The following is a 13,201-nucleotide window of genomic DNA, read 5'->3' on the forward strand; positions in this document are numbered from 1 at the left end:
CTTAGACTCGTGCACGAGTTCACCATAGAAGCCACAACAGGCAAGCAGGGCAATGGGAACAGGAGCATCCGCAAATGCCCCCCTTGACCGAGAGAGTAAATTCTTTGCAACTCCTTGGAGTGGAAAAGTGTTTGCTCAGCCATGAGGTCGATTCTCACCGCCATACTGCTCGCCACCCTCTCGTCAACGTCCTTCCTGTCGGCCGCTTGGCAGTGGCAGGACGCCATCGTCCCCGATGTCGGATTTAATCTCGATCAGGCCCAGGTGGTGAGGGTCACCACCCTGGCGGATGACGGGCCAGGGAGCCTCCGTGAAGCCCTGCGGGCCAAGGGCCCCAGGATCATCGTGTTCGACGTGGCAGGGGTGATCGAACTGGATCAGAAATCGCTCAAGCTGGAGGAATCCCAAGTCGTGATCGCCGGCCAAACCGCACCGAGCCCGGGCATCACCATCATCAAAGGCGGACTGAACATCGAGGCCAGCCAGGTGCTGGTGCAGCACCTTCGCATTCGCCCTGGAGATGCTGGCATGGCTCGCAAAAGCGGGTGGGAGCCGGACGGCATTACCACGTATGGCAATGTCGCCCGGGTCTGGATCGATCACTGCTCAGCCACTTGGGGGCTGGATGAGCAAATCTCCGCCTCCTCATCCGCTCCCCTGGAGGAAGGCCAGGGACATCAGATCGTCATCCGCAACTGCATCATTGCCGAAGGGCTCGACAATTCCTCGCATAGCAAGGGCCCACACTCCAAGGGCACCCTCGTGATGGATGGGACCAAGGAAGTGGCGCTGGTGGGAAACCTCTATGCCAGCAATGTGGAGCGCAATCCCGTCTTCAAACTCAACACTTCCGGCGTGGTGGTGAACAACGTCATCGCCAATCCCGGACAGCGGGCCATTCACACCTCCGTGCCTGATGAAACAACCGGAGACCTCCCTAAAGCGAAGATCTCCGTGGTGGGAAACGTCGTGCTGCACGGGGACCGCAGCAAACCCACCTCTGCCATCTTCGAGGGCACTGCTGAGGGTTATTTCAAAGACAATGAAGGCTGGTTCTGGGATGGGAAACCCCTGCCCCTCCTGCGCAAGCCCTTCGACACTCTTCCAGAGCCTCCTGTCTGGCCCCAGGGGCTGCAGGCTCAAAGCCCCGCCTCCACCCTCTGGCACGTCACCCGCTTCGCCGGAGCCCGCCCTGCGGAGAGGGATGCCATTGACCAGCGCATCATCCGGGAAAGCCTGACCGGCGCCGGCCACATCATCGACAGTCAGGAGCAGGTCGGTGGCTATCCCCGCATCACCCCCGTGGCCAAAGCCATGGAGGTGCCGGCCACAGGACGCCGGGAGTGGCTGGAGAAGCTGGCCCGCGAACTGGAGCTGGCACCGCCACCTCCAGAAACGAAGTGAAAACTTCAAGATCAAAACATCAAATTCCAAAATCCAAACTTCAAGCTCCGGAACGGGAGCGCAGCCACAGATTCAGATTGAAGTTTGAAGTTTGAAGTTTGTTTTTTTGAAGTTTCCCTCCGTCCCCCGCGTTACACCACGCATGTCCGTCCGCCATCTCTCCCGATCCGCTTTTTGCGCCCTGGCCGCCCTTGCGCTTACCTCCCTTGCCTCTGGAGCCGAGCCGGCTGCGACACCCGCCAAAAAACGCGTCCTGCTGCTGGGTGACTCCATCTCCATTGGCTACACACCTTTTGTTCAGGAACTGCTGGCGGACAAAGCCGTGGTGCTGCGCCCCATGAAAAACGGCAAGGCTGAAAACTGCAGCAGCACCGCGGCGGGAGTGCAGCACATTGACCGCTGGCTTCAGATCGACGGCGGCAAATGGGATGTGATCCACTTCAACTGGGGGCTGCACGACCTCAAGCATATGCTGCGCGATGATCCCACCAAAACGTCCGACCAGGCCACTGACCCGCCCCTGGCCACGGTGGAGGTTTACGAAAAACAACTCCGCGAGATCGTGGGCAAACTCCAGGCCACCGGCGCGAAGCTCATCTTCGCCACCACCACCTACGTGCCCGAGGGTCCTCACAAGGTGTACCGGAGCAATGAAGACGTGGAGCGCTACAATGCCGCCGCCCTCAAGATCATGAAGGAGAAAAACATCGCCGTGGACGACCTCTATACGGCCACCAAAGAAAACTACAAAACCTGGCAGCTGCCCGTGAACGTGCACTTCAAGCCTGAAGGATCAAAGGCGCTCGCTGAGCTGGTGGTAAAGGCGGTGGAGAAATGAAAGTAAAGTTAGGAGTTAGATGTTAGACGTTATGGGTTGGATCAAGACTCTCATAACCCTTAAGACCACTCAGGAAACGGGCTTGAGGCTTCATGAAACAGGGCGAGCAACAGACCCTTTCAGGATGTCTCATCCACCGCCCCCTGTAAAGACCGTTCGATCGCCCGGCCATGCCCCGTGGCCTCCTTCAGCAGGATCTTCAAGGCGGCATCCGCTTGGGTGCGTCCAGCAAATCACGAAAAGCAAAAACCTCGCCAGGGGTGATGCCGGCGATTCCCATCGTTGTGCTGGAGAAGGTGGGTGTGCTCTTCAGCACCTCAAACGCTACCCGCGCCCTGGCACCCAGCGGGGGAGGATTCCGCCCCGGGAAGACTCGCCACCGAGGCAAACAGGGCCAAAATTCCCGACCTGAGCCACCGTCACGCAAACAGGGTTTCGAAGTGCCATTTCATAAAATCGGGGAGGTTTTTTCGGGCAGGACGTTCGAGACGGCACGTTCTTGAACATTTCCCCCGGCTTAAGAATTCTTCACCCTCCGATAACAATGGCGTTGCAGCGACGTTCCCATGCATTCCTCACCAGGATTTTGTCATCCATCATGAAACGAACGCTCCTCCTCCTTTGTGCGTCGCTCGCCGTCTCCACGGCAGGCTTCGCAGAACTCAAGCTGCCTGCCATCATTGGCAGCAACATGGTGCTTCAGCAGAAGCAATCTGACCCCATCTGGGGCTGGGACACACCGGGCACGAAGGTGACCGTGACCTTTGCCGGACAAACCAAGACCGCAGAGGCGGACAAGGACGGCAAGTGGCTCGTGAAGCTGGACCCCATGCCTGCGAATGCCACGCCACAGTCGATGACGATCAAGGGCTCCTCTGAAAAGGCTCTGAACAACATCCTCATCGGTGAAGTCTGGGTGTGCTCCGGCCAGTCCAACATGGGCTTCACCGTCGGAGGCTCCTGGGATGCGGACCTTGAGACTGCCACGGCCAAGTTCCCCAACATCCGCCTGATCTCCGTTCCTCAAGTCGGCACTCAGGAGATTCAGAAGGACTTCAACGGCCAGTGGGAACCCTGCTCGCCAACCAATGTGGGAGCCTTCACCGCCGTCGGCTTCTTCTTCGGCCGCACCCTCCATCAGATGCTGGACGTGCCCATCGGCCTCATCGACAACGCCTGGGGCGGCTCCGCTGCCGAGGCTTGGGTTCGCCGTGATGTCCTGGAAGGCGACATGCGCTTTGCGAGCTTGATGGAACGGTGGAAGCAGACCGAGGCCACCTATGACTTCGAGAAGGTCAAAGCTGACTTCGCCGCCGCGAAGGCCGCTTGGCCCGCCAAGGTGGAAGAAGCCAAGAAAGCCGGCAAACCCCTGCCGCCCGAACCCCGGGCTCCGCAGAATCAGCTCGCTGGCCAGCATCGCCCCGGCAACCTCTACGCTGGCGTGCTTGCTCCCACCATTGGCTACGGCATCAAAGGTGCCATCTGGTATCAGGGCGAAAGCAACGCCAGTCGCGCCTTTGAGTATCGCGATCTCTTCCCGCTCATGATTGAGCATTGGCGCAAAGAATGGAAGCAGGGCGACTTCCCCTTCTACTGGGTCCAACTCGCTGACTTCAAAGCGGAGCAACCCAACCCGGGCGACAGCGACTGGGCGGAACTTCGTGAAGCACAGACCCTCTCCCAAAAGCTGCCCAACACCGGGCAGGCCGTCATCACCGATCTCGGTGAGGCCAACGACATCCACCCGAAGAACAAGCGCGACGTGGCTGACCGCCTTGTCCGCCTGGCCCTCGCCAAGGACTACGGCGTCAAGATCCCCTACCGCAGCCCCGAGTTCATCAGCGCTGAGTTCAAGGAAAACAAAGCCATTGTCACCCTCAACTGCTACGGCAGCAGCCTGCGCACCGTGGACGTCAATGAGGTCAAGGGGTTCGCAGTCTGCGGCGAAGACAAGAAGTGGGCCTGGGCCCAGGGCAAGATCGTGGGCAAGGACAAGGTCGAAGTCTGGAGCGATCAGGTGGCCAAGCCCGTCGCCGTGCGCTTCGCCTGGTCGGACAATCCGATCTTCAACCTCTACAGTGTGGAAGGCCTGCCCGTCACGCCGTTCCGCTCCGACGACTTTGACATGATCACCAAGCCCAAGCCGCCTGTCGCAGCTCCGGCCAAACCCGCCGTAGAAGTGCGCAAGGCCGAGGTCACGACTCCTGCCGCCGCACCCGACAAGGACGGCTTCATCAGCCTGTTTGATGGCAAGACGCTCAAGGGCTGGCACGTGAGCGCCAAGTCCGGCCACAGCCGCACTTCCAAGAACGTGTCCGGCGGCAAGTGGGAAGTGGTGGACGGTGCCATCACCGGCAGCCAGGATGTCCCCGGCAACGGCGGTCTCATCCTGACCGACGAGAAGTACAGCCAGTTCGAGGTCATTCTGGAAATGAAGAACGACTTCGGTCCAGACAGCGGCCTCTTCCTGCGCAGCACGGAAGACGGCAAGTGCTACCAGGGTCTCATCGACTTCCACACCGGCGGCAGCCTCATGGGCATCTATGGCGAGGGCCTGGGCGGCAAGCCCCACGTGCGATTCTTCACCTTCGGCAAGACGGAGAGCGACATCGAACTCAATCCTGATCGCACGCCCCAGCCCGTGGCCATGACACCTGAGCAGTGGAAGACCTTCTGGAAGGCGGGCCAGTGGAACGAGTTCAAGATGCGCATCACCGGCGGTGACAAGCCCACCATCACCACCTGGATCAACGGCATGAAGATCATGGAGTGGACCGAGACCGAAGCCCGCCTGCCCGTGGCCGGCAACATCGGCCTCCAGGTGCACGGCGGCGGCGACTTCACGAAGCAGTTCGTGCGCTACCGCAACATCCGCGTGAAGCCGATCAAGTAAGAGATACACGATCCATCCCGACTCCCGGTGGAGGCCAAGAGCCTTCCCGGGAGTTTTTTTGTGTCATCAACCGAAGCAAAATGCAGGTTTAACCACAGAGACACAGAGAACACAGAGACTGATTTTTCAGACAGAATTAACGGAATTAACGGAATTGGGTTTTGAGCTTGAATCTTGATCTTTCCTTGAAGTTTGGTTTCTGACTTTTGAAGTTTTGTATTCCTCTGTGGTTAAACCTGCATACCCCTAAACTTTTGGCTCGAAACACTTGCTTCATTTGCCCGGATTTGCGTTGATCTCCGCATGTCCAATGACGCTCCCGAATCCATGCCTCACGGTCTCCGAAGTGAACTGTGGTTGAACAATCCGTCCAACCCTGGCATGACGGCGCTGTATGTGGAGCGGCTCGTGAACTACGGCCTGACGCGGAAAGAGCTCCAGAGCGGCCGCCCCATCATCGGCATCAGCCAGTCGGGCAGTGACATCTCCCCCTGCAACCGGGTGCACCTGGAGACCGTGGAGCGGGTGAAGGCCGGGGTGCGAGATTCCGGCGGGGTGCCCTTTGTCTTCCCCGTGCATCCCATCCAGGAGACCGTGCGTCGTCCCACCGCAGCCTTGGATCGCAACCTGGCCTACTTGGGCATGGTGGAAGTCATCCACGGCTATCCGTTCGATGGCGTGGTCTTCACCACCGGATGCGACAAGACCACGCCTGCTGCATTGATGGCCGCGGCGACAGTCGATCTCCCCAGCATCATGCTGAACTCTGGCCCGATGCTGGATGGTCACTACAAGGGCAGGCTGGCAGGCAGCGGCACCATTGTGTGGGAATCCCGCCAGCTCTATGCCGCAGGCAAGATCGACTACGAGGAGTTCATGGAGCGTTCTTGCGCCTCCGTGCCGAGCCTGGGTCACTGCAACACCATGGGCACCGCCCTTTCCATGAACAGCCTCGCCGAAGCGCTCGGCATGACGCTGCCGGGCAGCGCCGCCATCCCAGCCCCGTACCGCGAACGCGGACAGATGGCCTATGAGACAGGCCTCCGCATCGTGAACATGGTGCGTGAAGACCTGAAACCCTCTAAGGTCATGACCCGGCAGGCGTTCGAGAACGCCATCGTGGTCAACTCCGCCATCGGCGGCTCCACCAACTGCCCGCCCCACATCATCGCCATCGCCCGCCACATGGGGGTGGAACTCAATATTCAAGACTGGCAGACGCATGGCTATGATGTGCCGCTGCTGGTGAACCTCATGCCGGCAGGGAGCTATCTGGGCGAGGCCTTTCACCGCGCTGGCGGCGTGCCCGCGGTGATCGGAGAACTCCTGCGTGCGGGACGCATCCACGGTGAATCCCTGACGGTCAACGGCCGCACCATGCAGGACAACACCGCGGGAGTTCATGCATCGAACCAGGATGTCATCCATACCTACGAGGCCCCGCTCCGTCCCAATGCCGGATTCCTCGTGCTCACCGGCAACCTTTTTGACAGCGCGATCATCAAGACCAGTGTCATTGGCACCGGTTTCCGCGAACGTTATCTCTCGAACCCCGACAGCCCCAACCGCTTCGAAGGGCGGGCCGTCGTGTTCGAAGGCACGGAGGACTACCACGAGCGGATCAACGATCCCGCCCTGGAGCTCGATGAAAACAGCTTCCTGGTCATCCGCGGCAGCGGCAGCATCGGCTACCCGGGGGCACCGGAGGTGGTGAACATGACCCCTCCTGACTATTTGGTGCGTCGCGGGGTCACTGAGTTGCCCTGCATTGGTGACGGTCGGCAGAGCGGCACCAGCGCCAGCCCCAGCATCCTCAATGCCTCTCCCGAGTCAGCCGTGGGCGGCGGTCTCGCCCTCCTCCAGACGGGTGACAGGATCGTCATTGACCTCAATCAGTGCCGTTGCGACGTGCTGCTCTCAGACGAAGAACTGGAAAGCAGACGCGCAGCCTGGAAGCCACCCGTGCTGGAAAACCAGACACCCTGGCAGGAAATCCACCGCCGCTGCGCCGGCCAGCTCAGCACGGGGATGTGCCTGGACTTCGCCACCTGCTACCGCAATGTAGGAGCCGCCGTGCCACGCGACAATCATTAAGAAGTGCGTTGAATTGATGGAGGTGACCTGTCACAAAATGCACAGTATTGGCCCTCGCTCGCGGGAGCCACTGTGGGAAAATGGCACCTCCCTATGAATCAATACGACCTCCACGGCCAGACAGCCATCGTCACGGGCGGTGCCCGAGGCATCGGTTTTGCCATTGCCAAACGGCTCCTGAAAAGCGGTGCCAATGTCTGTCTATGGGACCTGGACCCCGCTGCTCTGGAGAGCGCAAAGGAGACTTTGAACCAACCAGATAAAGTTCACTCCACCGCGGTGAATGTGGCCTCTGAAACCTCCGTCGCTGCTGCCACCCAGGACACGTTGCAACGTTTCGGCACCATCTCCATCCTCGTCAACAACGCTGGCATCGCGGGCACGAACGCTCGCATGTGGGAGATGGATCCCGCCGACTGGCGGCGGGTGGTGGACATCGATCTCACTGGAGTTTTCCTGTGCTGCCGGGCCGTGGTGCCCCAGCTCCTTGCCAACGGCTATGGCCGGATCGTGAACATCGCCTCCGTGGCCGGCAAGGAGGGCAATCCCAATGCATCGCACTACAGCGCCGCCAAGGCGGGAGTCATCGCCCTGACCAAATCCCTGGGCAAAGAACTCGCCACGGAAAACATCTGCGTGAACTGCATCACCCCGGCAGTCATTGAGACGGACATCCTCAAGCAACTCACGCCTCAGCATGTGGACTACATGCGATCCAAGATTCCCATGAACCGCTTCGGAAAGGTGGAAGAGGCCGCCGCCATGGCCACTTGGTTGTGCTCCTCCGACTGCTCTTTCAGCACCGCGGCGACATTCGACCTCACGGGCGGCCGCGCCACCTATTAGGGCGTGTCCAAGTTTGAGCCCCCGCGTCCGTGGAAACTTGGTCACTTCGGGGAGAAGCCGGAGCTTGCAGACGCTTCAGTTAGTGCCTCCTCACGTGGACAACTACAGAGGCACTGGACAGTTGGCGATCAAACACCAGTGGGTTGGAGCAAATGCGTGAGCCGTCGAAGTGTGTGCGGGCACAGCAGCTGTTTGACGATCCCTTCTGCCGTGCGACAAGCATTACCGATTGCAGTTGGCGACGTGAGGAGAACAGACCAACTGACGCGCATTTGGGGTGGCCACCAAGGAACCAACTACTGCTCAGTTCGCAGCCGATCCCCGAAGGGGATTTCTAGCACAGCCCAGCGGTTGGACGAGCCTTAAGCGAGTCAACCCTGGGTGCCTCCGCGGAGGATGATCAGGTGGGAAGGCCGACAGCATCCCCTTCCTCCTCATCGCCATCAACACCTCCATGTCAGTCTCGCCGGTTCCTTGGCAGGCACTAACTTCTGCGTATGCCATGTCTATCCCGCGGGAAACGTTCGCATACCCAAAGGGTGCTCGGCCGCGGAGCTCGCAGGTAAAACACACCCCCGCACTCTCCCCCTACACCAGCAGCTCGGTCATCACATGCCCATGCACATCTGTCAGGCGGAAGTCCCGGCCTGCATGACGGAAGGTCAGACGTTCATGATCCATGCCGAGCTGGTGCAAGATGGTAGCATGCAGGTCATGCACCTCCACCGGCTTCTCGATTGGATACTTGCCGATGTCATCCGTAGCCCCGTGCACATGACCCGGCTTGAATCCGCCACCTGCCACCCAGACGCTGAAGCAGTCCCGGTGGTGCCCACGTCCGTTGGTCCCCTCGCGGCCTGGGGTGCGCCCAAACTCCGTGGCCCAGAGCACGATGGTGTCTTCCAGCATGCCCCGCTGCTTGAGATCGGTGATGAGCGCCGCCGTGGGTTGATCCACATTGGAGGCCAGCTCCGCATGGTCCTTCATCTCCCCGTGTGAATCCCAGTTCGGGCGGGAGCCGGTGTCAATGAGTTCAATGAAACGCACACCGCGCTCCGCCAGCCGGCGGGCCACCAGACATTGCCAGGCGAAATCCGCCCCTGGCCCCTTCACGTTGCGATCCAGGCCATACAGTGTCCGGATGTGCGCCGGCTCCTTGCTCAGGTCAAAGGCTTCCGGGGCCGCCTGCTGCATCTGAAACGCCGTCTCGAAAGACTTGATGCGCGCCGCCAGCGCGGTGTCATGCGCGCGGGTGGCGAAGTGCCGCTGGTTCAACCGGTCGGCCAGGCCCAGCTCCAAGTTCTGCAGGTCACGCCCCGATTCCGGTGAGCGCAGATTGGCGATGGGGTTGTTTCCAGGAATCACCCGGGTGCCCTGATGGCATGCGGGAAGAAAGTCACTGCCATAGACCTGCGTGCCTCCGTACGGCAGTTGCGGAGCGATGACGATGTAGCTGGGCAGGTTCTGGTTGAAGGTGCCCAGTCCATAGCTCACCCACGAGCCCATGCTGGGCCGGGCAAAGGTGGGCGACCCGGTGTGCATTCCCAACGTGGCCTCTGAGTGGTCAAAGTGGGAGGCCTTCATGGTCCGGATCAAACAGATCTCGTCCATCACATTGCGCACGTGCGGGAAGATGTCGCTTACCTCGGTGCCGCACTGCTGGTTGCGCCCCGAGCCGAAGATGTTGCCCATCAGATTGTCCGGCCCTGTACCGTCTCGTCCCTTTTTGATCGTTTTGGGGTCAAACGTATCAATGTGCGACACCCCCCCGGTGGCATAAATAAAGATGACGCGCTTGGCACGAGCGGAGGTATGGGAGCGATGAGCCGCCAGCGGATCCTGGCTGTCGTCAGCACCCAGCAGTTCAGACAACATGCCCGGCCCGAGCAGGGAACTGCAAAAAAGGGAGCGCAGAAAGGCGCGACGGGGTTGCTGGAAGGAGTTCATGGTCACCACCGGGGGGCTGTCAGTCGAGGTACAGGAATTCATTGAGCCGGAACAGGCTGCGAAGGAGGCTGGACCAGGCCATTGTTTCGGCCTGTTCACTGTCTCCCAGAGTCTGGCGGACCGATGCCAGATGCTCCCGAAGCATCTGGGTTTCGGCCTCGTCGGGTTCGCGGGCAAACAAGCTGGTGTAAAGCTGATGCAGACGGACCTCTTCCGACCCACCCTCCTCTTTCAGCAGGGCTTTGGCCAGCCGGTCAGCCTGCTCGTGAACAAACTTGTCATTCACAAAGAAGAGTGCCTGCAATGCTGTCACCGAGCTGTCGCGGGTGCTGGTGCAGACGTTCGGGTCGGCTCCGTCAAAGGTCTGCAGGTACGGCTTCGCAGTGAGCCGCCTGGTCATCTGGTACACGCTCCGTTTGCTGCTGGGGTAATCACTCTTGAACGGATGGTGCTGCGTGTAGTCCCACCTGGCTGTTGGCGGCATCGCGTAGGGTTGCGTCTGGGGGGCAAGGTCCAGACCACCACTGACAAACAAAAGCGTATCACGGAGCGATTCCGCATCCAGACGCTGCCGCCCGAACTTCCAGTACATGCGGTTGCCGGGATCACTGGCCACATTGTCCTCCGTGTCCTGGCTGGAGAGCTGGTACGCGCGCGAGGTCATGATGAGGCGGTGCAGTTGTTTCATGGACCACCCGCTGCGCATGAACTCCGCCGCCAGCCAGTCCAGCAACTCGCGATGGGTGGGGGCCTCCCCGCGCAGGCCAAAGTCACTGGTGCTGGGGACCAGCCCGGTGCCAAAATGCCGCTGCCAGATGCGATTCACGATGACCCGTGCCGTCAGCGGGTTCTGCTCATCTGCCACCCACTGGGCGAGTTGCAACCGTCCACTGCCCGCCTGCGTCTCCACCGGCAGGGCCGCGCCGCCCAGCACCTCCAGGAACTTCCTGGGCACTTCTGCGCCCAGACGGTCCGGCTCTCCTTTGATCTGGATCCGGGCGTTCTGGGGTTCCCCTTCCTGCACCGCATATGCGGCAGGCAGCACCGGAAGTTGTTTCAAATAATCCGCGAGAGCCTCCCCGGCCTTTCGCGCCTGGAACAGCAGCCCGTCCAGCTCCTCCTTCTTCCGTCGTTGTTCCTCCACAGTCCGGTCTTTTTCCAGGGCGGCATTCTCGATCTTCAGCTTTTCGCACCGGGCCAGCAGGGTCTCCAGTTCCACCGTCAGCCGGTCTTTCTCCGCCTGATAAGGGGCCATGGATTCCGCCGCCTCCAGCTCTGGAATCAGGGGCACAAAATCCCGCTGCGCTTTGAAGAGCTCAAGCCCAGGAAACGGGTATTGGGTGCTCGCGAAGATGCCGTACAGCCCATAGTAGTCCCGCGTGGAAACCGGATCAAACTTGTGATCATGGCAGCGGGCGCAGCTCAGGGTGAGCCCCAACATGGTGCGCCCCATGTTGTCGATGGTGTCCTCAATGGTAAGATGCCAGGGATAGCGCTCCACCAGGGAGCCAAAGCGCCGCGCCATCGCCAGGTATCCCGTGGCGATGTTCAAGCGGTTGCGTTCCTGCTGGCTCCCCGCCGGAAGCAGATCACCGGCGATCTGCTCGGTGATGAACCGGTTGTACGGCACGTCCGAGTTCAAGGAATCAATGATATACTGGCGGTACAGATAGGCCTGCGGGATCGGGTAGTCGGAGTTGTCCCCGGCCGTGTCTGCATAGCGCACCCAGTCCATCCAATGCCGCCCCCAGCGTTCTCCATAGCGGGGGCTTTCCAGCAGACGATCCACCAGGGCCACCATCGCAGCTTCGCGCGCTTCTGGTCGCGAGAAGGCCTGAACAAACTCCTCCACCTCTGACGTCGTAGGAGGAAGCCCGGTCAGATCATAGGTGGCGCGACGGATCAATGTCCGGGCATCCGCGTCGGGAGACGCTTCCAGACCTGCGGCCTCCCGTCGCGATTGCAGGAACCTGTCCACCGGCGTGCGCGACCAGTCCCTATCTCTTACCTCCGGTACCACGGGGTGGGACAAAGGCTGGAAAGACCAATGCCTGCTGGCGGCAACGTCGGCCCGCTCTGCGGCACCGGGGCTGTCTGGCCAGATTGCCCCGGCAGCGATCCAGGTACGGAGTACCGCGACCTCCTGGGGAGTCAATCGTCCCCCTTTCGGCGGCATCTGTTCATCTTTGTGTGATGATGACACCCGTTTGAGCAAGGCACTCTCCTCGACCTTGCCCGGCACAATGGCGTGGGCTCCGGAGTCAGCCTGGGCAAAAGCCCCCTGCTTGTGGTCATAGCGCAAGCCACCGTTGCTCTCCTCCGGCCCATGGCACTTCACACAGTGTCGCTGCAGGATGGGCTGCACATCCCGTGCAAAGTCCACCTCCGATGCCGCAAACGTCTGGCTCCGCCCTGTGAACAGGGCGACCGGTAGCAACACACAGAATTGCCACCAACCAGTCATCGCCGCGCAAAGCGTTCAGGGTTCAGGATGCGACGCTTGCCCGCCTCAAGGTGGGCCGTCATCAGGTCCGCGGCGAGCAGGCCGTTGCCAGCGCAAACGGCCTCCACTATGCCCACGTGCTCCTCCACGCTCTCCGCTGGCCGGGTGCGGTCCGTGTCCGTGACACGAAGGATCACCTGGTGAATTTTGTCGCGCAGCCGTTCCATGGTGGAGATGATCTCCCGGTTGTTGAGGAATGAGCATAACAGGTAGTGCATCTGCTCGTCGAGATGCATGAGCTTCACGAGATCATCAGCCTCCAGGGCGACCTTCTGCTGAGCGATGTTCTCCCGCAGCCTTGTCTCCTGCTCTGGCGAAACCCTGCCAGCCATCCGGCGCACCACCCAGGCCTCAATGGCCTCCCGCAGTTCATAATGATCGACAATGTCGTCCACACTCATACCCCGCACCACGATCCCCTGCTGTGCGGAGATGGTCACAAACCCCTCGGACTCCAGACGTTCCAACGCCACGTGGATGGGCGTCTTGCTCATGCCAAACTGAATCGCAAGCTGCCGTTCCGACATGAAGGTGCCGGGCGGGAACTCCCCCGACGCGATGAGTCGGCGAAGTTCGGCATAGGCCCGGGATTGGAGCCGGGAGGGCGGTGCGGAGTCAGGCATGGCGGGGTGGCTTGAGTTGGGGAAATCGCACTGGAATCCAACTGGTATGCCAG

The 13,201-nt window shown here is 60.7% G+C and carries 8 protein-coding genes; 5 read left to right on the plus strand and 3 right to left on the minus strand.

Going from position 1 to position 13,201, the window contains the following annotated elements:
• Positions 1–141: 141 nt before the first annotated feature.
• The 5 genes from VSP_RS26955 (at position 142) to VSP_RS26980 (ending at position 8,075) form a co-directional block, all read left to right on the plus strand.
• Positions 142–1,404, plus strand: coding sequence for a pectate lyase family protein (locus VSP_RS26955; RefSeq protein ID WP_009964658.1), 1,263 nt, complete (start codon positions 142–144; stop codon positions 1,402–1,404).
• A gap of 142 nt (positions 1,405–1,546) precedes the next feature.
• Positions 1,547–2,242, plus strand: coding sequence for an SGNH/GDSL hydrolase family protein (locus VSP_RS37625; protein ID WP_009964659.1), 696 nt, complete (start codon positions 1,547–1,549; stop codon positions 2,240–2,242).
• 598 nt (positions 2,243–2,840) lie between these two features.
• Positions 2,841–5,135: a 3-keto-alpha-glucoside-1,2-lyase-like domain-containing protein gene (locus VSP_RS37630; RefSeq protein ID WP_198141239.1), complete on the plus strand. Its 2,295-nt coding sequence runs from the start codon at positions 2,841–2,843 to the stop codon at positions 5,133–5,135.
• Positions 5,136–5,438: 303 nt separating this feature from the next.
• Entirely contained in the window at positions 5,439–7,229 is a 1,791-nt protein-coding gene (locus tag VSP_RS26975) for an IlvD/Edd family dehydratase (protein ID WP_009964662.1), read from the plus strand.
• 93 nt (positions 7,230–7,322) lie between these two features.
• The gene (locus VSP_RS26980) at positions 7,323–8,075 is read left to right on the plus strand and encodes an SDR family NAD(P)-dependent oxidoreductase (protein ID WP_009964664.1); all 753 of its coding nucleotides are present in this window, start codon (positions 7,323–7,325) and stop codon (positions 8,073–8,075) included.
• Between the two features lie 588 nt (positions 8,076–8,663).
• Here the strand turns inward: VSP_RS26980 and VSP_RS26985 are convergent.
• Genes VSP_RS26985 through VSP_RS26995 form a run of 3 tightly spaced genes read right to left on the minus strand, consistent with a single transcriptional unit; the run spans position 8,664 to position 13,148 of the window.
• On the minus strand, positions 8,664–10,064 hold the full coding sequence (locus VSP_RS26985) for a DUF1501 domain-containing protein (protein WP_009964665.1): 1,401 nt from the start codon (positions 10,062–10,064) through the stop codon (positions 8,664–8,666).
• Complete coding sequence (locus VSP_RS37635; RefSeq protein WP_009964666.1) at positions 10,042–12,486, minus strand: PSD1 and planctomycete cytochrome C domain-containing protein; 2,445 nt, start codon at positions 12,484–12,486, stop codon at positions 10,042–10,044. The genes VSP_RS26985 and VSP_RS37635 overlap by 23 nt, the downstream gene beginning before the upstream one ends.
• Complete coding sequence (locus VSP_RS26995; protein WP_009964667.1) at positions 12,483–13,148, minus strand: GntR family transcriptional regulator; 666 nt, start codon at positions 13,146–13,148, stop codon at positions 12,483–12,485. The genes VSP_RS37635 and VSP_RS26995 overlap by 4 nt, the downstream gene beginning before the upstream one ends.
• Positions 13,149–13,201: the final 53 nt, after the last annotated feature.

Source organism: Verrucomicrobium spinosum DSM 4136 = JCM 18804, from assembly GCF_000172155.1.
Classification (GTDB): Bacteria; Verrucomicrobiota; Verrucomicrobiia; order Verrucomicrobiales; family Verrucomicrobiaceae; genus Verrucomicrobium; species Verrucomicrobium spinosum.